Origin of the sequence: Natronomonas amylolytica (assembly GCF_037031205.1) — an archaeon.
In the GTDB taxonomy this organism is placed as follows: domain Archaea; phylum Halobacteriota; class Halobacteria; order Halobacteriales; family Haloarculaceae; genus Natronomonas; species Natronomonas amylolytica.
In genome coordinates, this window is the sequence record NZ_JAYEZM010000008.1 from 51,550 (window position 1) to 74,626 (window position 23,077).

The following is a 23,077-nucleotide window of genomic DNA, read 5'->3' on the forward strand; positions in this document are numbered from 1 at the left end:
GCGCTATTCGAGACAGGCCGCGACGACGCCGAGCATCGCCTCGCCGTGGACGGGTTCCGCGAAGAGGGGCACCCGCTTGACGGCCCGGCCGCGAAACAGTTCCTGCGCCCGGGCGAGAGCGTTCCGCTGGACCTCCCAGCGCCGGCGGCAGAACTCACAGTGTTCGGTGTCGGGTGCGACGAACCAGTCCTGGTCGAAGTCCGCGACGTCCGCGAGGTCCTCGCTGACGCGGTTGACGACGACGGTGTTGACGGGGATTCCGAACTCCTCCAAGCGGTCGATGAGGCGTTCGCTCTCGACGACGCTCATCTCCTCGGGCACCATCACGACCCGGAAGTCGGTGCGGGCGGGGTCTCGGAGTGCCGCCCGCAGGCGCTCGATTTTCGCCGAGAGTTCCTTCAGGTCGTCCATTCCCTGGTCCATCTCGGCCTCGGGGTCGTCGCCGCCGAAGAGGCCGCCGAGGTTGCCGAGGCTACCGGCCATCCCCGAGAGCTTCTCGCGGAAGGAAAGCAGGCGGCCGACCATCGAATCCATCACGTCGGGGAGTTCGAGCAGTCGGAGCGTGTGGCCGGTCGGCGCGGTGTCGACGACGACGCGGTCGAACCGCGGGTCGTCGAGGTACTCCAAGAGCAACTGCATCGCCGCCGCCTCGTCGGCACCGGGCATCGCCCCGCCAGCGAGCGGGTGGCCACCGCCACCGAGCATCTCGGCCATGCCACCCATTCCTCCCATGCCGTCGTCGCCGCCCATCGGACCGAAACCGCCCGCATCGGCGTCGCTCTCGCCCTCGACTTCGGGTCCGCCCTCGGGGCCGGTGAAGGGACCCTCCGGTGCGGCCTCCGGGTCGATTTCGACCGCATAGAGGGGAATGTCGTCCTTGATTTTCGCTGGCTCCGAGGGGATGTCGGTGCTCAGCGTGTCCGAAAGCGAGTGGGCGGGGTCCGTCGAGACGACGAGCGTGGCCGTCCCGTCGCGGGCGCTGGCCAGTCCCGTCGCGGCCGCGCAGGTGGTCTTTCCGACGCCGCCCTTGCCGCCGTAGAGGACGTATTCGGGGGCGTCGATTCCCGCTGGCACGTCCGCGTCGTCGACCGATTCGACCGGTTCGACGCTGAGTTCGCTCATACGCGCGCTGGGAGTTCACCGCTTGTGTACCCGTCGATACGGCCGCTTCCGTCAGCCGAGGCGCGCTTCCCAGTCGCTCGCGGGCATCGATTCCGCGGTCACGCCGCCGGGGCCCTGTTCGAGCAGGAGGACGGCGGCGTCGTTCATCACGTCGGGGTCGAGAATGCTCTCGCGTTCTTCCTCCGGCAGGTGGTCCCAAAAGCCCGTCTCGGCGCGGCCGCCGGGGTCCAGACAATTGACGTTGATATCCGGCTCACACTCGTCGGCGAGCGTCCGCGAGAAGCCCTCCAGCGCCCACTTCGAGGCGACGTAGGGCGCCCACCCGGCCTCGCCGCGGCGGCCGAGTCCCGAGGAGATGTTGATGACGTTGCCGCGGTCCATCTCGGGGACGGCGTGTTTCGCACAGAGGAACGGGCCGGTGGTGTTGACCTCCATGATATGCCGCCAGTCCTCGGCATCGATATCGGGAACCTCCCGCAACTCGTCGTAGAGGGTCAACAGGCCGGTCGCGGCGTTGTTGACCAGCCCCGTCAGGTCGCCGTATTCGTCGACCGTCGCGGCGACCAACTCGGCGACCGACTCCTCGTCGGTCACGTCCGCCGGTACCACGAGCGTCTCGCCGTCGGCCTCGTCGGCCACCGCCCGCAGGTCGTCGGCGCTTCTGGCCGACAGTACGGTGTTGGCGCCCTCGCGGGCGAAGCGTTTCGCCATCGACGCGCCGAGGCCGCGGCTGGCGCCCGTCACGATGACCGTCTCGTCGTCGAGTCGTCCCATGGTGGTGTGTTGGTGGGCGACCAGAAAAACACGACGGGGTTCCGGAGTTTTTTATAAATCAAGCGTAGCGGCTCGCTCCAGTACAACAGCCTGCGAAGCCCTCAGCCGGCTGGCGGTCGCTGAGCGGGATACTCTCCCTTCGGTCGAGTAGTGCCCGCTCAGGCGACCACGTAAACGCCAGCCGACCTCGCCCTTCGATTCCACCGAGGACAGCAACCGCACCTCACACCTCCCCAACCGACTCCCTCCCTCGCTGCGCTCAGTCGGTCGTCCCTCGCGCGCTGGCACCCGACCGCCGTTCGGGCGAGCCTCACGGCGGTCGGCCAGCGCGCGCCATTTATAAACACTCGGCCGGGAGCGCGGGCGGGCCGTAGGCCCGCGCAACCCGGGGAAGGGCAGGCGCTGTGCGTCTCCTGGTGGACTGAAAGGGCGAGGCCCGGTGGCGCCGGAGGGGAGTCGCTGAGGAGGTACTACCCGAGCGAAGCGAGTGTATCCTCCCCAGCGACCGCCTCCCCGCCGAGGGCTTTCCGGCTGTTTGCGGTCAGGTAGCTCCCAAGCTCTATTTATAAAACAGAGTAACCAGAGACGCGATGCTAACCGGCGGAGTCGCCAAATAAAAAACGAAATCTAAAGTCGCGGGCCTTAGCTCGCGGAGATGACGTCGTCGATGCGGACGATCATCGTCGCCGCTTCGGTCGCGGCTTCGACGGCTTCCCGCTTGACGGCGGCGGGGTCGAGAATGCCGTGTTCGACGGGGTCGCCGACGTTGCCGGTCTGGCCTTCGCTGATGAGGCCGGCGCGGCCCTCGGATTCGTGGGTCGAGCGGAGGTCGACGAGCGCGTCGATGGGGTCGGCGCCCGTGTTCTCCGCGAGGGTGCGCGGCAGGACGTCGACGGCGTCGGCGAAGGCCTCGATGGCCAGTTGCCGACGGCCCTCGACGGCGGCGGACTCCGAGCGGATGTGGTCGGCGATGGCGATTTCGGTCGCGCCGGCGCCGGGAACGACGCCACCTTCCTCGATGGCGGCGGTGACGACGTCGAGCGCGTCACGCAGTGCGCGTTCGAGTTCGTCGGCGACGTGTTCGGTGCCGCCGCGGGCGAAGACGGTCACCGTCTTCGCGGCCGCGCCGCCCTCGATGAAGGCGAGTTCGTCGGAGCCGAACTTCTGGACGCTGACGGAGTCGGCGGAGCCGAGAACGCCGCCGTCGAGGTCCGAGAGCGTGCCGACCGTCGTCGCGCCCGTCGCGCGAGCGATGGAGGCCGCTTCGTCGTCGTCGACGCCGTCGAAGGCGAGGACGCCCTCCTTGGCGAGGTAGGAGGCGACGACGTCATCGACGTCACCGGTGACGAAGGCGACGTCGACGCCCGCGTCGGCGACGGTTTCGGCGTAGCCGCGGAGTTCGGATTCCTCGGCCTCGATGGCGGCGTTCAGCTGGTCGACGTCGGAGATGTCGTATTCGGCGTCGATTTCGGCCTCGCGGACTTCGAGGTCGAGGTCGAGGACGGCGACGCTGGCGTCCTCGAAGCCGTTGGGCATGTCCTCGTGGAGGGACTCTTCCTCGCTGATGACGCCCTGGACGAGTTCGGTCGCGGAGGCGCCGGCGCCCGTCTGGGTGCGGATGGTGATGGCGTCGCGGTCGACGCTCGTGTCAGTCTGGACCTGGAGGACGGCATCGACGACGGTCTCGGCGAGGGCGGCGGCGTCGATGTCGCCGGTGCCCTTGCCGGTCATGGAGGATTCGGCGACCGCGCGGAGTTCGTCCTCGTCGACGTCGTCGGCGAGGGTGACGTCCTCGATGGCCTCCAGCGCGAGGTCGGCGGCCTCCCGGTAGCCCTCGACGATGGTGGTCGGGTGGACGTCGTCGTCCAGCAGGTCCTCGGCCTGCGCGAGGAGCTGACCGGCCAGCACGGAGGCGGTCGTGGTGCCGTCACCGACCTCCTCTTCCTGCGTCTGGGCGACCTCGACGATCATTTGAGCCGCGGGGTGCTCGATGTCCATCTCGTCGAGGATGGTCGCGCCGTCGTTGGTGATGACGACGTCGCCGGAGTCGGAGACGAGCATCTTGTCCATCCCGCGGGGGCCGAGCGTCGTCCGTACGGACTCGCTTACGGCCTTCCCGGCGGTGATGTTCGACGATTGGGCGTCCTTGCCACGGGTACGCTCCGTGTCCTCGCTGAGAATGAAAAGCGGCTGACCGCGCCGCTGGCGCATCTGCTGTGACATGTTCATTGAATATGTGGTCAGCAGTTCTATATAAAAGTTCCGTAACGACCGGGAGATGGGGTGCGCTCGAAGCGGCTCGCGTCGGGGGGTTTATCTGTTATCGTAGACCGCGACGGCCCGGTCGGCCCGGTCCGACCAGCCGTTGGGGTTCCGCTGGGGGCTGCGGTCGGCATAGCGGGCGCGGATGCCGTCGGCGTAGCCGTCGACGCTGCCGACGAGGACGCTTCGGCCGTTGCCGAACCAACTGGTCGGCTTGGCCTCGCCGCTGGCGACATCGCGGAGCCCGCGATAGGCGTCGTCTACCGCATGGCGGACCGTCCGGAAGCCGACGGTCGGATGGAAGCCGTAGTTCTTCGCCAGCCGGTAGGAAAGCGACCGATACCGCGCGGTCCAGTCGCGTTCGGCGAGGCCGCCGTCGGCGGCCGTCTCCCGGGAGACACACATCCCCGCGCTCCACGCGATGCCGAAATCCTGCCCGGCCAGTCGATGGGCGGCATCGCGAGCGCCGCCGGTATCGAGATATTCGTCGAAGCCGTCGATGGCCTCGATGGTCTCACGGTCGAAGGCGACGTTACCGCCGTTGAAGTAGGTGACAGAGCGGCCGCGGATGGTTCGGGATTCGACGCTGTCGGTGGCGACGCCGGCCCGCAACTCCTCGTGGGTCGGGCCCGTGGCCACGTCGGCCTCCGCGAGCGTCTCGACGGCCGCCTCGCGCCACCCCGCCTCGACGGTCAGCGATGGATTGACGAAGGCGACGGCGTCGCCGCGACTCCGGTCGAGACCGGCGTTGCGGGCGACGTTGGCGTTCCGCTCGTCGATTTCGACGAGGACGTCGACATCCCCGCGGTCCCTGACCATCCCCGAGGTACCGTCCGTCGAGGGGCCGTTGACGACGATGAGTTCGGTGGGGTCCTCCGCGGCGAGCGCGTCGAGACAGCGGCGAAGCTCGTCGCGGTCGTTGAGCGTCGGGACCACCACCGAGATGTCCATACTCCGGATAGCGTGGCCGATACCTAAAAGTTCCGCGGGTGACTGCGGTCCGAGTTACTCGGTGACGCGCGTATCCCAGTAGGAAACCGAGGCGAGTTTGTCGCCGACCGGCGTGCGGCCGAGCGTCTGGTCGAACTTCCGGAACGGGCGAGCCAGCCAGCCCGGGACCGCCCGATAGAAGCCGTAGGGGAAGACGAAGTCGTGGGCAGCGTCGACGAGTTCGAGGTCGGCGCCGACGACGAGTTCCCTGACCTCCCGTTCCGAGTAGAGCCGCGACCCCATCGGCAGCGCCCAGTTGTAGAGCGAGCGGGTCGAATAGCGCTTGAAGGTGTCGAAGAAGACCTGTTCTTTCGTGACCCGGCGCATCTCCTTGATGAAGCCCTCGGGGTCCGGCGCGAGGTGGAAAAAGCGCATCGCGAAGACGGCATCGAAGTGGTCGTCGGGGAAGGGAAGGCGGCCGGCATCGCCCTGCATGAACTGCATGGTCTCCTCGAGGCCGGCGGCGTGGGCCTTCTTGCGGCCCTGTTCGAGCATGGCCTCGGAGATGTCCATGCCGACGATATCCGCGCCCCGCTCGGCGAGCATGACCGTAAAGCGGCCGGTACCGCACGCGACTTCCAGAATCCGCTTGTCCTCCAGCGGCGCCAGCGCGTCGAGTACCGCCTGCTTCTCGCGACGGTCGATGAAGCGGCCGCCCTGCGAGAAGCGCTTCTCGTCGTACGCTTCGGCGATATCGTCCGCCTGATACCACTCCTGTCCCTTCACGTTATCCGAATCGACCCACCCACAGCATAAAAGGATGCTGGATACGACGCCCTCGAGCGGTCAGTCGCCCGAAGTCACGACCCGAGTCGGACGGATATTCAGCAGGACGCGCGGCCCCGATTCCTCGCCGTGATGCGGGTACTCCTCGACGCCCATATACCGCTCCGCGAGGGCGTCGATGTGGTCGACGGCGCCCTCTTCGGTCACCGCCTCGACGACGCCCCGCACGGAGACGTATCGGTACGGGTCCTCGGGGTCGCACATGCTCACGCCGACTTTCGGGTCCCGCTCGACGTTGTCGACTTTCTGTCGACCCCGCGCCGTGTTGACGAGCAGACGGTTGGCGTCGACGTCGTAGTCGACCCAGACCGGCGTCGGATGCGGCGTGCCGTCGGGCATGAGCGTCGAGAAGTGGGCGATAGTTTGCGTCTCGAACAGGCCGTGGAATCGGTCGGGAATCCGCTCCATGCTGGGGCGTCGCGCGCCAGCCAGATAACGGCCTCGTTGGCCCCGAAACGCCGTCGAACCCCACTCGGTTAGGGACTCCCAACGCGCTGTTAGTTTCCGGCAGAACGTACCAGAATGCAGACTATATTGTCGGTGATGAGTGAAACCACAGCACTGTCATCGACCGAGAGTATATGAAGAAACAGCGAATGACCGGCGTTTCACCCACATTTCTTGCCGCAATTGTTGCCAGCACATACTATGTAAGCGTTCAAAGTATAAGGGTCCATTATACACACCCAAGTGTACGTATTGTTTTGACACACATATAGCGAAGTTTTACCAGTGGGTTTCCCACAGGGGGCAGTATGAGCACGACCACGGAGGAACGCTCACGCCAGACCGACTCGCCACTATCGGACCCCGAGTTCCGCGACACCCTTCGGGAACTCCCCCCGAGCGCCAAACTCGTCGCCAAGGTGCTGGAGGGCGCCTCGCCGCTCTCGCAGGGCCAACTCGCCGAGGAGTCCCTGCTCCCCGACCGGACGGTTCGCTACGCCCTCAACCGTCTCGAAGAGGAGAGCCTCGTCGACTCCCGCTACTCCTTCCACGACGCCCGCAAGCAAGTCTACTTCCTGACTGAGTAACAACCACTTTTTGCACGCTCCGCCGGTCGCGCCCGCGAAGGGGCGCGACACGGCTCCGCGGCAAAAACGTGGGGAAAATATGCGCGCCTCCCTCCTGTCGCGGCGCCGAAGGCGCCGCGGTAGTCGGTCGGCGCTACGGCGACTCGGCACTCCGTGCCTCGTCGCCGGGAACCGCGCTTGCTTCGCTCGCGCGGATGCTTACCCTTCGTCGGCTTCTATCCTCCCGTCGGCCACTCTTAAGCCCCCGCCGTCGCACCCTTCGATATGCACATCGAGCGGATTCCCGTGGACGTCCCGACCCGCGCGCCGACGGGGCGGACCGCCGCCTACGTTCTCGGCGACGACGACGCCCTGCTCGTCGACCCGCCCGCCCTCGACGAGCGCATCGAAGCGGAACTCGACCACGTCGGCCACATCGCCGTCACCCACCACCACCCCGACCACGTCGGCGCCGTCGCCGACTACGCCGCCGCCACCGACGCCACCGTCTGGTGTCGCTACGGTCGCGAGGACGCCTTCGTCGACGCGACCGACGCCGAACCGGACCGCACGTTCCGTGAGGGAACCCGTATCGAGACCGGAAGCGGCTCCGTCGTCGTTCGTGAGACGCCCGGCCACGCGCGCGAACACGTCGCTTTCGAGGCCGCCGACGCGCTCGTCGCCGGCGACCTCGCCGTCGCCGCCGGCAGCGTCGCCGTCGGCCCGCCGGACGGCGATATGCGCGCCTACGTCACCTCCCTTCGGCGCGTCATCGGCATGGCGCCCGACCGCATCTATCCGGGTCACGGTCCCGTTATCGACGACCCACGCGCGACCTGCGAACGGCTCATCACCCACCGACTCGACCGCGAGCGACGCGTCCTCGATGCCGTCTCGGCCGGCAACGAGACCCTCGCGGAGATACTCGATGCCGCCTACGAGAAGGACCTCTCGGGCGTCCGCGACCTCGCGACAGCCACCGTTCGCGCCCACCTCGAAAAGCTCGCCCACGAGGGCCGCATCGACTGGGACGGCGACCGAGCAGTCCCCGCTTGACCGCGATTCGGCGTTCATATCGCCCGGGACCACCCAAGAAATATGTCGGGACGACGCACAGGGAGGTGTATGAGTGCGTGGGTGAGGTTGGGGAGATACGTGGGAGCGTTCGGGCTGGTCACCGGTGGGGCGGCGGCCGGCCTGTACGTGGAGGGCCAACTCCTCGGCACCGTTGGGCTGTTGGTCGGCGGGTGTCTGGCGTTCGCCGCCCTGTTTCTGACCTCGCCGCGATGCGACCGCTGCGGGAGCATGCGAATCAACCGCATCAACGACGCACCGCCGAAGTGCGGACGCTGTGGGCACGTCCACGGCGGGGCCGGGGAGCCCGTCGTCCTGACCGACCCGATGGCCGAACCGCCCCATCCCATCGACCGCTCGGACGGCCGCCGGTGGCTCGTCACCCTCCGTGCGTTCTCCCTCGGTATCTTCGTTCTCGGCGTCCTCGTCGTCGTCTACTCGGTCGTGGGCCTGACGATTCCCGACCCCCTGAACCCCGAAACGTGGAACGCGGAGAACACGTGGCGCATCTTCGTCTCCATCTTCGGCCTCGGGCTCAACACCCTCGGGCTGATGGTCTACATCATCAGCTACAAGCTCTCCTAGCGGCGGCCTTTTGGGCACCCACACGAAACGGTGGGCATGGAGAGCCTCGAAGCCGAACTCGAACGGGCCAAGGACCTGTCGGTGGCCGAACTGGCCGACGCCATCGAAACCATCGGCTTCGAGTGTACCCGCTGTGGCGCCTGTTGTAAGGCCGCCGAGACCGACGACGGGGAAACGGAACCTCACACCGCGACCCTCTTTCCGGACGAGGCACGCGACCTGCAGGACGCCACCGAGGACGCCTTCGACGAGGCCTACGACTGGCGGGACGTCGCTCGCCCGATGCCCTACGGCATCAGCGAGGGCGACGACGGCCCGGAGGGCGAGACCTTCGAGTGGGCCATCCGCACCGACGACTGCGGGGACTGCACCTTTTATAAAGAAGACGAGGACGGCACCGGCGCCTGTACCGTCCACGATAGCCGTCCGCTCGTCTGCCGGACCTACCCCTTCAGCGTCGCTCTGGGCGGCACCAGCCAGCCGATGGGCGAGGCCGTCGACGGCGAGGGAATGGTCCGCGCCCACGAGTGTGAGGGCCTCGGCCGCGACATCTCCCGCGACGAGGCAGAAGACCTCGCCGCCGCCCTCAAGGAACGGGCCGTCCGCGAACTGGCGGAGGCAATCGCCGTCCGGGACGCCTACGAACCCCGCCCCGACGTCGACGGCGTCGTGGTTCACGATTCGGAGGGCGCCAAACGACCCGACGGAACACGGCTTGAGCCCCGGTAACTACTATATATCGGGGCGTTCATTTCCGAACCGAAGCTCTATGGAAATCTCCGATAAACTCCTGTGTCTGTTCAGCGCCGAGGTCGAGGAAGAAGAGGACCGCTACGTCGTCGAAGTACCCAAACGAGAGATCAACACCGGCGCCGTCGACCCCGGCGACACCTACCGCGTTGCCCTCATCTCCGGCGACGGCGAGGCCGAACCCGCGTCCGACGCGACCGGCCACACGCCGACCGACGAACCCCAACCGCCCGTCGAGGAAGGCGAAATCCGCTACGTCGAAATCGAGGACCTCGGCAAACAGGGCGACGGCATCGCCCGCGTCGAGCGCGGTTACGTCATCATCGTCCCCGGCGGCGAGGTCGGCGAGCGCGTCAAGGTCGAGATATCCGAAGTCAAGTCCAACTTCGCGGTGGGCGAAATCATCGAATAGGAACGTTTGCACGGCGTGCCGCAGTCGCGCCGGCAAAAACGTTCACGAAAATCGCGAGAGCTACCAGCCGCGCGGCCTGCGGGCGCTTGCGGATGCTCTACGTACGTTTTCTTCTGCAAGCCAACACGGCATCCCCAATTCCCCCGTTCTATCAGCGTGTCCAGTCTACTGCAGGTGTTTATATACGGTACCGAGAGGAGTCATCACAGCGGGGCGTTTCCCACCCGTACCAGTGTGGGCCCGTCCATCGCGATTCATCGGGCCTCAGAGCAAGAAACCGCGGGAGGGCAGCGTGTTGACCGACCGTACCAAACCGCCTTTTGGGGGTGACCGCCTTTGGAGATATATGAGCGCGACTGCCCAGGCACCGGCGACGGACCTCTCGGAGAAACAGCGGCGCATCCTCTCGTATCTCCGCGAGAAGGGACAGATGAAGACCTACTTCAAGTCCCGACTCATCGGCGAGGAACTCGGCCTCTCCGCGAAGGAAGTCGGCACCAACATGACCGCCATCTGCGAGGGCGATTTCGATGTCGACGTCGAGAAGTGGGGCTACTCCTCGGGGACGACGTGGAAGGTTACGGTTTAAATATCACCAACGGTTCGGTTGGCCGACACCACCGACACAGCCGTCTATACGCGCCTGTGTATCGCTCGATGCTCATCGACTCATTGAGCAATACTTGACGTTCGGATATCGATTCCGTCCCACAAAACGCGTCTCATGTATGGGCTTATCCTCCGCCAGTGTGAAGCACCCACATGGTCAGCAAACCCCGGATGCAATGTCCCCTATGCAATGAACGACTGGAGCGAGATGCGGACATCGAAGAACACCTCCTGAGCCAACACGAACCACGCGAGTTAGCCAGCGAAATCGCATCGGAGTGGGAAGCAGAGGAGTTCGCTGGTACCGAGTAACCCCCTCCTTTCCATCACACCGTTAGGTGATGGCCGTATTCTCGGCTATTCGCGCCATTCGTCGGCGAAGAGGCCGTAGATGACCCGGTCGACGTACTCGCCGTCGATGTAGTAGTGGTCCCGCTGGCGGCCCTCCCGCGTGAAACCCAGTTTCTCGAGCGTGCCGCGCGAGGGGTCGTTGTCCGCCCGGGCGTTCGCGACGAGTTTCCGGAGTGCGCGCTCCTCGAAGGCGTATTCGACCAGCAGCGAGGCGGCTTCCGTCCCGTAGCCCTCCCCCTGCGCGTCGGGTTTCAGCCACGCGCCGAGGCGGGCCCGTCGGGAGTCGGCGTCGACGAGGAACATCGAAGCGAGGCCGAGCGGTTCGTCGCCGTCACAGGCCAGCAGACTGACGCCGGAACCGTCCTCGCCCTTGACGAAGCCGTCGTAGAACTCCTCGGTGTCTTCGGGCGTTTCGGGGCGACTGCGCGGCATCCACCGCCGGACGTCGGGGTGGTTGCGCCACTTCGTCACGAACGACAGGTCGTCTTCGGTCGCGACCCGGAGGTCGAGGCGGTCGCCGTGGAGGAATACGGGGCCGGGCATACGACGGGCGTCGCCGCCGTCCGGTAAGGGTTTTCGGGAGGAGTGTGAGTATTTCTCACGGGTCGTAGCGAACGAGGTCGTCGGCGTCGCCCGCGAAGGCCATCGCCTCCTCGCCGAAGGAGTCCGCGTACCGAACGACGAGCGTCAGGAGGGTCTCGGGCCGTCGAATCTCGTAGCCGTCCTCGCGGGAGAGCAGGCCCGCCTCGTCGAGTTCGGCGGCGTACTTGGAGACGGTCGACCGCGAGACGCCCGCCGCGTCGGCGATGTCGGCGCCGGAGGCGTCGGGAGCCGCGAGCAACGCGAGCACCATCTTCCGGGGCGTCTCCCGCCGGAGATAGCCGAGGGCGCGCTGTTCGAACTCGGAGAAGCGGTCGGCGGGGAAGTAACGCTTGTACTCGCCGTCCTTGCGGTGTTCGACGGCGCCATCGCGTTCGAGACGGCGGAGGTGGTGTTGGGTCTCGCCCGTTCCGAGTTGCAGGTCGTCGCGGAGCTTCGAGAAGTGGGCGCCGGGCGTCGTCGCGAGGTAGCCGACGATGGCGTCGCGGACGTCGCTGTCGCCGTCGTCGGCGGAGAGACGGACCAGCGGCGTCGTCGCTCCAAGCGCGGCAAAGCGCTTGAGCGTCGCCCGCTTGCTCTCGTCGATACCCCGCTCTGTCATTGGAGGCTCTTGGCGAGTCGCTAATAAAACCCCTTCGCCACCCGTTTCCGGGCGTTTTTATTCTTTCTCCGTCTCGAAGTCCTCGCCCTCGGGCATCTCCTCGTCCATCTCAGCGATGACCTCGTCGGGGTCCTTGATGTCGGCCGGGTCCGCACCTTCCTTGATGGCCTGAGCCTGCTGTTCCATCTGCTCGATGTCCATCTCGGTTTCCTCCTCTATCTGGCCGAGTATCTCCTCGATGTCGTCGAGGCCGAGCAGTTCGCGCGTCTCGCTGTCGAAGTCCATGCTCTCGAGCATCTCGCCGTCGGTCGCCACGTCGCTGCCGGTCAGGTGCTTGCCGTACCGCGACATCAGCGAGGTGAGTTCCTGCGGCATGACGAACGTCGTGGATTCGCCCTTGCCGATCTCTTCGAGCGTCTCCATCCCGCGTTCGATGACCGCGCGCTCGCCCATCGATTCGGCGGATTTCGCACGGAGGACCGTACTGATGGCGTCACCCTGTGCTTCGAGAATCTGGCTCTGCTTTTCACCCTGCGCGCGGATGATGTTGGACTGCTTGTCACCTTCGGCCTTCTCGACGGCGGAGCGCCGTTCACCCTGGGCTTCCAGAATCATGGCACGGCGCTTCCGTTCGGCGGAGGTCTGCTGTTCCATCGCCTGCTGGACGTCCTGTGAGGGGTTGACCTCACGGACCTCGACGCTCTCGACGCGGATCCCCCACTCGTCGGTGGGTTCGTCGAGTTCCTTCCGAATCTTGGCGTTGATCTCCTGTCGCTTGTTCAGCGTGTCGTCTAGTTCCATGTCGCCCAGCACCGCACGGAGGGTCGTCTGGGCGAGATTGGAGACGGCCTTCTTGTAGTTGTCGACCTCGAGGAACGCCTTCCGGGCGTCCATGACCTTGATGTAGACGACGGCGTCGGCGGTGACGGGGGAGTTGTCCCGGGTGATGGCCTCCTGTCGCGGCACGTCCAGCGTCTGGGTCCGCATGTCGAAGGTGTACGTTCGGGAGACGAACGGTGGAATGAAGTTGATACCCGGTTCGAGGAGTTTGCGGTACTCGCCGAAGACCGTCAGCGCCCGCTTCTCGTAGGCGTTGACTATCTCGACGGCCTGATAGACCGCCACCGCCGCCACGACGAGCAACAGCAGCGCGACGATGGGGAATATCGTACCACCAAGCTGGAGGGGAGCGAACATACCCCTACATTGGGCGAATCTTGCATAAGGGTTCGCCCGGACGACGGAACGAATCGAGCCGCCGCCCGGAGCGTCGCCCCGGGAGTCCTATCCGCGGAGCCGCAACGCCAGAGCGATGACGCCGACGGTGAGGGTCACGACGACGATGCGAATCAGGTCGCCGCCCAGGGCGGCCGTCGTTCCGCCGGCCGCGGCGGCGCCACCGAGCGCGGCGGTACTCGACGGCGCCGCGAACACACAACAGAGGCTCGCGATGCCGCCGAGACCGAGCCACGACCATCTGGATGTCCCAGAATCATCGTCCTGCTCGCTCATTGGGAGCGGTTAGGCGGGGCGGAGTGTTGTATGTGTCGGCGGCCGAGAACAGTCGGTCCGGTCAGCCGCGGTCCTGCAGGCGTTGTCGGCGGCGTTCGAACTCCTCGTCGGAGAGTTCCCCGCGAGCATAGCGCGCTCGCAGCGTCGAAAGCGCCGAATCGTCGTCGGTCCCGTCGTTGTCAGTGGGTCGGGACCGGTCGACGACGGCGTATACCGCCAGCAGCACCGCGACGAAGGCGAGCATCGAGAGGAACGGCCACCAGCCGAAGCCACCCATACCGCCGCCCAACCCGCCGTTCATGCCGCCGCCGGGGCCGCCGCTCTGTGCGGCGGCCACGCCGACGAGCGACGTCGCTACCGTTGTGCCGAGCAAGCCACGAACGAGGAGTGTGCGGAGTTTCGAGAGCATACGAGTGGGTGTCGTGTCGAACGTCAGACCGTCGCTTCCAGCGTCTGTTCGGCCAGTTCGTCGAGCGATTCGAGGTATTCCTCGGCATCGAGGGCGGCCATGCTGCCGGTGCCGGCGGAGGTAATCGCCTGCCGGTAGTTCGGGTCGGCGACGTCGCCGGCCGCGAAAATGCCCTCGACGCCCGTTTCGGCCGTCGGGCGTCCGTCGTCGTCGGTCTCGGGGACGATGTAGCCGTCCGCGTCGAGTTCGACGCCGGTGCCGTCGAGGAACCCGGTGTTCGGCGTGTGGCCGACCCCGTAGAAGATACCACCGACGTCGACGGTCTCCGTCTCGACGTCGATGCCGTCGGCGGCCTTCTCCGTGGGGTAGCCGTCCGGGTGAGAGACGAGCGTCGCGCCGGTGACGCCCTCCTCCTGCGAGCCGTGGATGGTCCGCAGTTCGGTGTTCCAGCGGAACGCGATGTCCTCGTGGTCCATGGCGCGTTCGGCCATGATCTCCGAGGCGCGCAGTTCCTCGCGGCGGTGGACGACCGTCACCGAGTCGGCGAACTTCGTGAGGAAGAGCGCCTCCTCCATCGCGCTGTCGCCGCCGCCGATGACGAGGACGTCGTCGCCGCGGTGGAAGGCCCCGTCACAGGTCGCACACGTCGAGAGGCCGTAGCCCATCAGTGCTTCCTCGTTTTCGGCGCCGACCCAGCGGGCGCTCGCGCCGGTCGCGACGACGAGCGCGCGGGTGCGAACCGTCTCGCCGGTCGACAGCGAGAGCTCGAAGGGGCGGTCATCGAGGTCGACCGCGTCGATGCGGCCGTGCTCGAAGGTCGCTCCGAACCGCTCGGCCTGCTGTTTGCCGCGCTGGATGAGTTCCATCCCGCCGACGCCCTCGGGGAACCCGAGGAAGTTCTCGACGTCGGTGGTCAGCGTCAGCTGGCCGCCGGGCTCGTCGCCCTCGAGGACGAGGGGGTCGAGGTCGGCGCGGGCGGCGTAGACCGCCGCCGAGAGGCCGGCGACCCCGGAGCCGGCGATGACGAGGTCCTGTACGTCGCCGGACATTTATTCGGTGTACTGCTGGATGAGCGACCGCAGCTGGTCTTCGCCCTGTACGCCGACGATGGATTCGGCCTGCTGGCCGTCGGCGAACAGGATCAGCGTGGGCACGCCCTGCACGCCGTAGGCGGCCGCGAGCTGCTGGTTGGCGTCGACGTCGACCTTCGCGACGGTCGCGCCGGTCTCGGCGGCGAGCGTCTTGACGGTCGGTTCGAGCATCTTACAGGGGCCACACCAGTCGGCGTAGAAGTCCGTCAGGACCACGTCGTACTCGTCGACGACGTCGTCGAGGTGTGCCTTCCCGTCGATGTGGACCGGTTCCGTGGGGGTGTCGATGCTTGTGTCGGATGCGGTGTCTGCTGCCATCACCTCTCCGTAGGCACCGGCGGTAATTAAGGGTTTTGGGTAATATGTACAATACCATGAAAACAGCAGAGGCGACTGGTCTTATGTCAGGGCGGAAAGCGAGGAGAGACGGGAGCGGAGAAAGGAGAGCGGAGAAAGCGCGGCCGGGCGGAGCAGTTAGCTCCCGAGGGACGGCGCGGATGCGTCCTGCTCGTCGTATTTGGCCTCGAACTCCTGGATGAGCTGGCCCATCTTGGCGTACCAGTCGTTGAGGAGCCGCTGCATGTCGTCGGCGATCTTCGCGGGGTCGGTCGGCTTGTAGACGTGGTAGTACCCGCCCTGATCGTAGTTCACCTGCTCCTTCTGGATGAAACCGGCCTGCAGGAGCCGCTGCACCGCTCGGTACGCGGTCGACCGTTCGCGGTCGACCTTCTCGGCGATCTCGTCGATGGTCAGCGGCTCTTCGGTCTTGACCAGTTGCTGAAATATCTCTTTATCGAGCTGTTTGAGCCCGTGGAAACACTCGAGGAGCCCCTCACACACCATGTCCCGCTGGAGTTGTTCGGACATCGAATCCGGCATTATTATCGGTTTATCGTAGGTACTGTGCGGTTAAAAGATTTTTGCACGGATTGCACAATCGCGTGGCGAACCGAGAATAGCAACGGCGCCAAAGCACGAGTGCCGTGCCGTCCAATCGGGGGGACTACACGGTGGTCGGGTGGGATAAACGCACGTCGGAACGCGAGCGAGGGGCGTTTCGGCGTGCGAAGGAATCAGTCCGCGACGGTTGCTTGCTGTCCTTTCGTCGTGCGCAGCGCGGAGATCGTCGTGTAGATGATCGCCGCGGCGACGAGGACAGCCGCGCCGAGGACGAGTCCCAGCCCGACGGTCTCGAGGGTCGAGTTACCGATGTAGGAGCCGACCTCGCCGACGCCGACCGCGATGGAGCCGACCAGCAGCATGCCGCCGAAGTAGATCTTGATACCGTCGGATTCGACGACGGCGGTCGCGGCGGAACCGATACGGGCACCGAGTGCGCTACCGAACAGCAGCGGGACGACGATACCGAGGTTGACGCCGCCACCCTGTCCGTAGAGGTAGCTCCCGAGACCGCCGGAGAAGACGATCTCGAAGAGGTCCGTCCCGACGGCCACGGGCACCGGGACGCCGATGGCGTACATCATCGCGGGCATCCGGATGAAGCCGCCACCGACGCCGAGGAAGCCCGACAGAACGCCGGTCGCGAAGGCGACGGCCGTGATGACCCACGCCGAAACGCGGACGTCACCGCGGAGCGTCACCATCGGCGGGATGCGCACTGTCTGCTGGATCGTCTTGGCGATTTCAGGGATCTCGTACTCGCTGAGGTCCTTGTCGGGGTCGGCGGCCTCGTGCTCAAGGCCGCCGCCTTCGCCCTTGAGGGCGTCGCGGGTGACCATCGCTCCGACCCCACCGAGCAGGACGACGTACACGACACTGATGACGCCACCGGCGAGTCCCAGCGATTGGAGGTAGTAGACGCTGGCGCGTCCGACCTCGATACCGATGGTCGTCCCGGTGATCATGATAATGCCGAGCTTGTAGTCGACCTGTCCAAGGTCGCGGTGTTTCAGGGTCGCGATGACGGCCGTCCCGAAGACGAACGCCATCCCGCTACCGACGGCGACCGATGGCTCGTAGTCGAGCATCAGCAGGGCCGGCGTAACGAGGAACGATCCGCCCATACCGAAGAACCCGAACAGGATACCCACGACGAGGCCGAACCCGACGAACAGGGCCAGCATCTCGGGGCTCGAGTTCAGGATTCCGAGCCCGCTGAGCACGCTATTGAGCATCCTCTTCACCTCCCATTAGGAGTTTCATCAGGTGGGGTCCGAAGAGCCGTTCGAGACCACCGTAGCCCACGTAGAGCACGATCGCTTCCAGCAGAATCGTGCCGATTATCAGGGCCGTCTCCGGGTCCCACGTCGGTACTTCTAGTCCTGCCATTGTTTCTCACTTCGATAGTCGAACGCGGTAATTCGGTGTTGCCACATTTCTGTTCAATATCCCCTATCCGACCGACTCCTATAACGGTTTTGGAAGTACCGTACAATACTATATTCCCATAACCTTCCCGAGAGTACCAATAACTTATGCGGAGGTTACGGCCCGCAGGGACTGAGCATCCGCTGGCGTCCGTAGCGGCCCATCCAGCACCGACCGGGACGGTTCGCGGGCGCGGGTCGGCCATCGACCTACCAGTCGGCGAACAAAACCGTATTGTCGAACCGTGTCGAACCGCCACACATGAGGGCGCTGTGTGCGACGGACCTCTCGGCCGCCAGCGAGGCGGCAATCGAAAACGAGACCTGCCTCGAGTGTCTGGGCCGCATCGGCGTCGACACGATTCATCTCGTGACGGTCGTGCCGTCGAACATCCACCACGGGATGCCGGGCGTGAACTTCGACGAGCGACGCCGTCAGGGGTTGGACCGCTACCGGAACGTGATAGAGGCCGCCGGGTTCGGCCTCGAAACCCACGTCGTTCGCGGGGCGCCCTATCGCCGTATCAACGGCATCGCCGAAACCGAACGGGCCGACCTCTCGGTCGTCGCCTCGCGGGGCCAGAGCCCGCTGGAGAACCGCATCATCGGCTCGACCGCCCGCAACCTCGCGCGGACGACCGTCGTCCCGCTGCTGGTCAACCGCGTCGAGCGGGCGACCGACGACCCCGACGTTCTCCGCGAACACCTCTTTCAGCGAATCCTCTTCGCGACGGACTTCTCGGAGAACGCCGAACGCGCGTTCGACGCCTTCTCGTATCTCCGTCATGCGGCCGAGGAGGCGACGCTCGTCCACGTCCGGTCGCCGAAAGACGAGGGGGCCGACGCCGAGGCCGACCCGCGCGAGCGGCTGGCCGAGCGTGCGGAGACGCTGGAGAACTGGGACATCGAGACGCGAATCGAGGTCCGGCAGGGCGACCCCGCCGACGAGATACTCGCCGTCGAGGAGGCGGTGACACCGTCGATGGTGCTGGTCGGCTCGCGGGGGCGAAGCCGCATCCGACGGCTCCTGTTGGGCAGCGTCTCTGAGGAAATCGTCGCGCGAGCGGCGGGCAACGTCTTCCTCGTCCCGCCGCCGCGGGCGGTTTAGGAGACGAACGGCAGCAGGGCGGCCACGCCGTAGCCGAGCGCCAGCGCCAACACGAGCGAGCCCACCCACGCGCCGACGGTCTTGAGTATCTTGTCGGAGTCGATGGCATCGCCGCCGCCGACCGCGGCCCCACTGCCGATGATGGCGCTGACGACGATCTCGTTGAACGAGACGGGCACGCCGAGCAGGACCGCCGTCTGAGCGATGAGGAAGGACGGCACCAGCGCGGCGATGGAGCGGCGCGGTCCCAGCGACGAGTAGTCCTGCGACAGCGACTTTATCATCCGGGGGGCACCCGTCCACGAGCCGACGAGGATGCCGAGGCCACCGCCGACGAGGACGGCCGTCACGGGAATCATCCCCACGTCGTCCAGCAGCGGCAACAGCGGGCCGACCGCGAGGCCGACCTGACTCCCGCCCGCGGAGAAGGCCACAAGCGACCCGAGCGCCAGCAGGACCCGCCGCAGGCCACCGCTCATGTCACGTGCGATGTCCCACGAGACGAAGGCGGCGACCGACGCCGCGGCGAGTAGCGAGACGGCGACCGGCACCGCGAGGCCGTCGACCCCGAGCGTCCGCCCGACGAGGCCGGCGAGCGAGCCCATCGAGCTCCCGGGGCCGAGATAGGCGAAGTTGACGTTCGCCAGCACGGCCCCCACGAGGCCGGCGAGCAGGGCGACGCTGTACCGTTCGGGAACGTCGGCCCGCGGGAGGACGCTCGCGATGCCGTAGGCGAGGCCGCCACCGACGAAGGGCGTCAGCACCCAGACGGTGCCAATTTGGAGGTACTTCGGCCAGACGGGCGTGCCGCCGAGGGCGAGGCCGACGCCGATGACCGACCCGGTCACCGTGAAGGCCGTTGCGATGGGATAGCCGGTCTTGATGCCGAAGGCCATGAGGCCGGCGCCGATGAGCAGGACGGCGATGACGCCCGAGGCCGGGAGGCTGACCCCGCCGATGAGGCCGCGGCCGACGGCTTCGGAGACGTTGGCGCCCTGTACGACCGCGCCGGCGAACCCGAAGATGCCGACGATGAAGGCCGCCCGCATCGTCGAGATGGCGTTGGCGCCGACCGCGGGCGCGAACGGGGTCGCGCCGCTGGAACCGGCACCGATGACCCACGCCATGAACAGACTGGCGAGTCCGGCGATGACGAACAGTGCGATTACGGAGAGTTCCATTTAATGAACGAAAGGTGAAAAAGCGGCTCAGTCAGCGCGCGTGGCCGTCGAACCGGTCTCGGCGGTTCGGCTTCGCCAGTATCCCTGTGCGTACGCGCCGACGAACATGCCGGCGAGCGCCCAGAGGATGGTGACGTTACCGGTGCCGAGGCTGGCGTAGGCCGCGCCGGGACAGATGCCCGAGAGGCCCCAGCCGACACCGAATATCGCGCCACCGATCAGCACGTTCCTGTCGAACGGCTTCAGCCGCCGTTCGTACAGGTCGCCGGTCAGCGGCGCCGTGTCTCGAATCCGCGGCATCACCGCGAAGGCGATGCCGGAGACGATGGCCGCGCCGAACATGACGAACAGCAGTCCGAAGTCCTCGAACTGCAGGAAGTTCAGCACGACCTCCGGCCGCGCCATGTGGCTGAATCCGAGTCCGAACCCGAATATCAGGCCGCCGACGAAGATCAGCGGCTTGAACAGGGGATGACGGTCAGCCATCTATGGGCTCACCCCCAGCGCCGCGACCAGTTGTGCGGTCCCGATAGCGACCAGCAGGAACGTCGCCACGCCGACGATGGACGTCTTGGAGGCCGAGCCGACGCCGCAGACGCCGTGGCCGGACGTACACCCCTTCCCGATTCGGGTGCCGACCCCGACGAGGATGCCACCGAAGAACAGCCGCCACGGCTGGACTTCGGTCAGCCAGAGGGTTATGCCGGCGAGTTCGTAGGTCTGGCCGGTGGTTCCGGGCTCGTAGAGCGACGTCGCGATGACGCCGGACTGGACCGTCGCCGCGAACACCGCGGCACCGAGGATGATGCCGAGGGTGAACACGACGCGCCAGTCGCGGGAGCTCACGTACCGCTGGAACCGCGACTGGTCCGAGACGTACGACAGCGTCGACTCGAGGAACGTGCTCGCGCCGGCCGGGATGCCCGTGCCGACGTAGATCACGACCGCGCCGAGGCCGACCAGCAGGCCGCCGATGGCGTAGCGACTGATCCCGTTGGGGAACAGCTCGGCGGCCAGCTGGAAGACGAGTGGATCAGTCACCATCGGCGGTGTTAGTCACCCGCGAGGGATTCCTGGCTCGCGGCGCAGTTGTTCGGCCCGAGTTCGAGGGTGAACGCCTCGTCGTCGTCGACGGCGTTCTGTCCGAGGTTCGTCGCGATGATGTCCTCGTAGTTGGCCGGGCGGGGCGGCATGTCCGAGAGGATGAGCTCGACGAAGTCGTCTTCGTCCATCGTGAGCGCAGCCATCTCCTCGACGAGGTCGCCGATGGGAGCGGTGTAGGTGCCGTCCGCGGCGGGTTCGGCGGCGTCGCTGAAGTGGGCGCCACCGATGAGCGTCTCGTCGGGCAGCGTCAGGACGCGCTCCTGCAGGGACTCGTAGAGCATCCGCGCGGCGTCGGGGGCGCCGTCGTCGCCCTCTTCGAGGTCGGGGCGGGCGACGCTCTCGATGAACAGCCCGTCGCCGGTCGCCAGCAGGCTGTCGTCGATGAGGTAGGAGGTCATGCCCGTGGTGTGGCCGGGCGTGTAGACGGTCTCGATGGTGGCGTCACCGACTTCGAAGGTGTCGCCGTCCTCGGCCGTGGTCAGCTCGTCGGCGTAGGTGACGCCGCGGTCGACGGCGGCCTCGGGGATGACGCCTTCGACGCCCTCCTCGTCGAGGTTGCGGACGCCGGAGATGTGGTCGGCGTGGATGTGGGTGTCCAGCGCGTACTTCAGTTCGACGCCGAGTTCCTCGGCGTCCTCGAGGTAGCGGTCGGTGAACGCACGCAGGGGGTCGACGATGGCGGCTTCGCCGTCGTCGTAGACGAGGTAGCCGAGACAGCCCGAGGAGGGCCGCTGGTACTGCAGCAGCGTGCCGGCGCCGTCGTAGTCGGTGACCTCGACGGTCTCGTAGATGCTGGCCCAGCCGTTCATGCCGTCCTCGAGGTGGTTGACGTCGTAGCCGCGTTCCGCGAGCGTGCCCGCGACGTACTCGCTGGCGCCGCCCTTCGCACAGAGGACGGTCACTTCGCGGTCGTCAGGGATCTGTTCGAGGACGTCCTCGTCGAGGTCGTCCTCCAGGAACTCGAAGTACGGGATGTTGATCGAGGTGACGTTCTCACCGTCGATGCGCCATTCCTCGTAATCGGACTCCATGCGCGAATCGAGGAGCGTCACGTCCTCGCCGGCATCGATTTTGTCCTTCAGCGCTTCCGGTTCGATCGACTCGACTTCGACGTCGGGAGTCGGGAAATCTTCGGCGTTCATATCGTACACTCGCTTGTATCGGACCGACGTACAAAAGGGTTTGCATAGTAATCCATAAATCACACAATACAGTCTTGGGATTGGAGTTCTATTGATATTTGATACGCGTGCGTTGAGCCCGCCAAGGCCGGTGATTCGCGTCCACCGGGCGGGATAGTTGTTTGTGGTAGGCACAAGAACCAACATTCTTTTAACCACGGACCTGATATTGTGCGATAGCTCCAATACAGACCAACGGAGCAGACAAACCATGAGTGCTGAATACGATATCGCGGAGACGCTCGACGTGAAAGGTGCATCGTGTCCCATGCCGGTCGTGAAGACGAAGACCGCAATCGACGACCTGGCCGAAGGAGAGATACTAGAAGTCCTGGCGACGGACTCCGGTAGCATGAGCGACATCGACGGCTGGGCGTCCGGAACGGACGGCGTCGAGCTCGTCGAACAGGAAGAAGGCGACGGCGTCTACAAACACTACGTCCGCAAGACGGCCTAAACGATGAGTACGGACACACCAGACGCGCCGGCCGACGACACCCCCTCGCGTGCGGAGCTCGCGGCACGCATCGAGGAGTTGGAGGAATCGCTAGCCGAGGCTACCGAGGACGACGGGCAGAAGAAGATGAGCATCATCGCGACGAAGGGGACGCTCGACATGGCGTACCCGCCGCTCATCCTCGCCAGCACGGCCGCCGCGTTCGGGTACGACGTCACGGTCTTCCACACGTTCTGGGGACTGGACATCCTCCACGAGGAGAAGTCCAAGAACCTCCAGTTGAGTTCGGTCGGCAACCCGAGCATGCCCGTCCCGAACATCGTCGGCGCGCTCCCCGGCATGGACCGCATGACGACGAAGATGATGGAGAAGAAGATCGAGGACAACGACACGGCCTCCATCGAGGAACTCCTCGAGACCTCCCTCGACATGGGCGTGGAGTTTCAGGCCTGTCAGATGACTATCGAACTGATGGACTACGACGAGGACGACTTCTACGACGGCGTCACCACCGGCGTCGGCGCGGCGACGGCCCTCGAAGACATGGCCGATGCCGACATCCAGCTCCTCGTCTAACGCTTCGACTCGACGTATCCCGACTGTTCTCCCCCTCTGTCCCATTCATCGTTGCGACGACGGTTTTTAATGGAACCCATCCCCGGACAGCAACAGGTGCTGTCGGCGTGACTCGATACAATACTCACGGCTAACGGAGAAATTATCTCACAACAATTCCTCGATTATTAAAAATTCAATAAGCAACCGATATCATTAGTCG

30 protein-coding genes are annotated in these 23,077 nt (G+C 65.9%); 10 read left to right on the top strand and 20 right to left on the bottom strand.

Annotated elements, in window-relative coordinates; translation table 11 throughout:
* Positions 1–3: 3 nt before the first annotated feature.
* The 6 genes from U5914_RS12455 to U5914_RS12480 form a co-directional block, all read right to left on the bottom strand.
* Positions 4–1,122: an ArsA family ATPase gene (locus U5914_RS12455; RefSeq protein ID WP_336136093.1), complete on the bottom strand. Its 1,119-nt coding sequence runs from the start codon at positions 1,120–1,122 to the stop codon at positions 4–6.
* 51 nt (positions 1,123–1,173) lie between these two features.
* Positions 1,174–1,896: an SDR family NAD(P)-dependent oxidoreductase gene (locus tag U5914_RS12460; RefSeq protein ID WP_336136094.1), complete on the bottom strand. Its 723-nt coding sequence runs from the start codon at positions 1,894–1,896 to the stop codon at positions 1,174–1,176.
* Between the two features lie 642 nt (positions 1,897–2,538).
* A complete protein-coding gene (gene thsA, locus U5914_RS12465) occupies positions 2,539–4,119 on the bottom strand; it encodes a thermosome subunit alpha (RefSeq protein WP_336136218.1) in 1,581 nt (526 codons plus the stop codon).
* Positions 4,120–4,209: 90 nt separating this feature from the next.
* On the bottom strand, positions 4,210–5,109 hold the full coding sequence (locus U5914_RS12470; RefSeq protein WP_336136095.1) for a glycosyltransferase family 2 protein: 900 nt from the start codon (positions 5,107–5,109) through the stop codon (positions 4,210–4,212).
* Positions 5,110–5,163: 54 nt separating this feature from the next.
* The gene (locus U5914_RS12475) at positions 5,164–5,874 is read right to left on the bottom strand and encodes a class I SAM-dependent methyltransferase (RefSeq protein ID WP_336136096.1); all 711 of its coding nucleotides are present in this window, start codon (positions 5,872–5,874) and stop codon (positions 5,164–5,166) included.
* A 60-nt stretch (positions 5,875–5,934) separates the two neighbouring features.
* A complete protein-coding gene (locus U5914_RS12480; RefSeq protein ID WP_336136097.1) occupies positions 5,935–6,342 on the bottom strand; it encodes a pyridoxamine 5'-phosphate oxidase family protein in 408 nt (135 codons plus the stop codon).
* A 347-nt stretch (positions 6,343–6,689) separates the two neighbouring features.
* On the opposite strand from U5914_RS12480, the gene U5914_RS12485 reads away from it, so the two are divergent.
* From U5914_RS12485 to U5914_RS12515, 7 genes are all read left to right on the top strand, one after another.
* A complete protein-coding gene (locus U5914_RS12485) occupies positions 6,690–6,968 on the top strand; it encodes a MarR family transcriptional regulator (protein WP_336136098.1) in 279 nt (92 codons plus the stop codon).
* 264 nt (positions 6,969–7,232) lie between these two features.
* Positions 7,233–8,003: an MBL fold metallo-hydrolase gene (locus U5914_RS12490; RefSeq protein ID WP_336136099.1), complete on the top strand. Its 771-nt coding sequence runs from the start codon at positions 7,233–7,235 to the stop codon at positions 8,001–8,003.
* Between the two features lie 69 nt (positions 8,004–8,072).
* Positions 8,073–8,606, top strand: a complete 534-nt coding sequence (locus U5914_RS12495) for a hypothetical protein (protein ID WP_336136100.1) — start codon at positions 8,073–8,075, stop codon at positions 8,604–8,606.
* Positions 8,607–8,642: 36 nt separating this feature from the next.
* Positions 8,643–9,335, top strand: a complete 693-nt coding sequence (locus U5914_RS12500; protein ID WP_336136101.1) for a YkgJ family cysteine cluster protein — start codon at positions 8,643–8,645, stop codon at positions 9,333–9,335.
* Between the two features lie 40 nt (positions 9,336–9,375).
* Positions 9,376–9,768, top strand: a complete 393-nt coding sequence (locus U5914_RS12505) for a TRAM domain-containing protein (RefSeq protein ID WP_336136102.1) — start codon at positions 9,376–9,378, stop codon at positions 9,766–9,768.
* A 346-nt stretch (positions 9,769–10,114) separates the two neighbouring features.
* Positions 10,115–10,357 carry a DUF7123 family protein gene (locus U5914_RS12510; RefSeq protein ID WP_336136103.1) on the top strand — a complete coding sequence of 81 codons (243 nt, stop codon included), beginning with the start codon at positions 10,115–10,117 and terminating at the stop codon, positions 10,355–10,357.
* Positions 10,358–10,530: 173 nt separating this feature from the next.
* Positions 10,531–10,689: a hypothetical protein gene (locus U5914_RS12515; RefSeq protein ID WP_336136104.1), complete on the top strand. Its 159-nt coding sequence runs from the start codon at positions 10,531–10,533 to the stop codon at positions 10,687–10,689.
* Between the two features lie 45 nt (positions 10,690–10,734).
* Here the strand turns inward: U5914_RS12515 and U5914_RS12520 are convergent, their stop codons facing one another.
* From U5914_RS12520 to U5914_RS12565, 10 genes are all read right to left on the bottom strand, one after another.
* The gene (locus U5914_RS12520; protein ID WP_336136105.1) at positions 10,735–11,271 is read right to left on the bottom strand and encodes a GNAT family N-acetyltransferase; all 537 of its coding nucleotides are present in this window, start codon (positions 11,269–11,271) and stop codon (positions 10,735–10,737) included.
* Positions 11,272–11,326: 55 nt separating this feature from the next.
* Complete coding sequence (locus U5914_RS12525; RefSeq protein WP_336136106.1) at positions 11,327–11,929, bottom strand: winged helix-turn-helix transcriptional regulator; 603 nt, start codon at positions 11,927–11,929, stop codon at positions 11,327–11,329.
* Positions 11,930–11,986: 57 nt separating this feature from the next.
* On the bottom strand, positions 11,987–13,126 hold the full coding sequence (locus U5914_RS12530; protein WP_336136107.1) for an SPFH domain-containing protein: 1,140 nt from the start codon (positions 13,124–13,126) through the stop codon (positions 11,987–11,989).
* An 87-nt stretch (positions 13,127–13,213) separates the two neighbouring features.
* Positions 13,214–13,441, bottom strand: coding sequence for a hypothetical protein (locus U5914_RS12535; protein WP_336136108.1), 228 nt, complete (start codon positions 13,439–13,441; stop codon positions 13,214–13,216).
* 61 nt (positions 13,442–13,502) lie between these two features.
* Positions 13,503–13,850 (bottom strand): SHOCT domain-containing protein, encoded by a 348-nt coding sequence (locus tag U5914_RS12540; protein WP_336136109.1) that lies wholly within the window; start codon positions 13,848–13,850, stop codon positions 13,503–13,505.
* A 23-nt stretch (positions 13,851–13,873) separates the two neighbouring features.
* Entirely contained in the window at positions 13,874–14,899 is a 1,026-nt protein-coding gene (locus U5914_RS12545; protein ID WP_336136110.1) for an NAD(P)/FAD-dependent oxidoreductase, read from the bottom strand.
* Positions 14,900–15,259, bottom strand: coding sequence for a thioredoxin (gene trxA / locus U5914_RS12550; protein ID WP_336136111.1), 360 nt, complete (start codon positions 15,257–15,259; stop codon positions 14,900–14,902).
* A gap of 156 nt (positions 15,260–15,415) precedes the next feature.
* A complete protein-coding gene (locus tag U5914_RS12555; protein WP_336136112.1) occupies positions 15,416–15,820 on the bottom strand; it encodes a helix-turn-helix domain-containing protein in 405 nt (134 codons plus the stop codon).
* Between the two features lie 194 nt (positions 15,821–16,014).
* Positions 16,015–17,076 carry a sulfite exporter TauE/SafE family protein gene (locus U5914_RS12560; protein WP_336136113.1) on the bottom strand — a complete coding sequence of 354 codons (1,062 nt, stop codon included), beginning with the start codon at positions 17,074–17,076 and terminating at the stop codon, positions 16,015–16,017.
* Positions 17,066–17,230, bottom strand: coding sequence for a DUF7512 family protein (locus U5914_RS12565; RefSeq protein ID WP_336136114.1), 165 nt, complete (start codon positions 17,228–17,230; stop codon positions 17,066–17,068). Before U5914_RS12565 ends, U5914_RS12560 begins: the two co-directional genes overlap by 11 nt.
* A 300-nt stretch (positions 17,231–17,530) precedes the next feature.
* On the opposite strand from U5914_RS12565, the gene U5914_RS12570 reads away from it, so the two are divergent.
* Positions 17,531–18,376, top strand: coding sequence for a universal stress protein (locus U5914_RS12570; protein ID WP_336136115.1), 846 nt, complete (start codon positions 17,531–17,533; stop codon positions 18,374–18,376).
* Here the strand turns inward: U5914_RS12570 and U5914_RS12575 are convergent.
* From U5914_RS12575 to U5914_RS12590, 4 genes are read right to left on the bottom strand one after another with little or no spacing between them, the layout of a single operon-like run.
* Positions 18,373–19,557, bottom strand: coding sequence for an inorganic phosphate transporter (locus U5914_RS12575; RefSeq protein ID WP_336136116.1), 1,185 nt, complete (start codon positions 19,555–19,557; stop codon positions 18,373–18,375). The genes U5914_RS12570 and U5914_RS12575 overlap by 4 nt on opposite strands.
* A gap of 27 nt (positions 19,558–19,584) precedes the next feature.
* Entirely contained in the window at positions 19,585–20,043 is a 459-nt protein-coding gene (locus U5914_RS12580) for a YeeE/YedE family protein (RefSeq protein ID WP_336136117.1), read from the bottom strand.
* The gene (locus U5914_RS12585) at positions 20,044–20,601 is read right to left on the bottom strand and encodes a YeeE/YedE family protein (RefSeq protein WP_336136118.1); all 558 of its coding nucleotides are present in this window, start codon (positions 20,599–20,601) and stop codon (positions 20,044–20,046) included.
* 8 nt (positions 20,602–20,609) lie between these two features.
* The gene (locus U5914_RS12590; RefSeq protein WP_336136119.1) at positions 20,610–21,803 is read right to left on the bottom strand and encodes an MBL fold metallo-hydrolase; all 1,194 of its coding nucleotides are present in this window, start codon (positions 21,801–21,803) and stop codon (positions 20,610–20,612) included.
* Between the two features lie 250 nt (positions 21,804–22,053).
* On the opposite strand from U5914_RS12590, the gene U5914_RS12595 reads away from it, so the two are divergent.
* Both U5914_RS12595 and U5914_RS12600 read left to right on the top strand, forming a co-directional pair.
* Positions 22,054–22,299, top strand: coding sequence for a sulfurtransferase TusA family protein (locus U5914_RS12595; protein ID WP_336136120.1), 246 nt, complete (start codon positions 22,054–22,056; stop codon positions 22,297–22,299).
* A gap of 3 nt (positions 22,300–22,302) precedes the next feature.
* Complete coding sequence (locus U5914_RS12600; protein ID WP_336136121.1) at positions 22,303–22,875, top strand: DsrE/DsrF/DrsH-like family protein; 573 nt, start codon at positions 22,303–22,305, stop codon at positions 22,873–22,875.
* Positions 22,876–23,077: the final 202 nt, after the last annotated feature.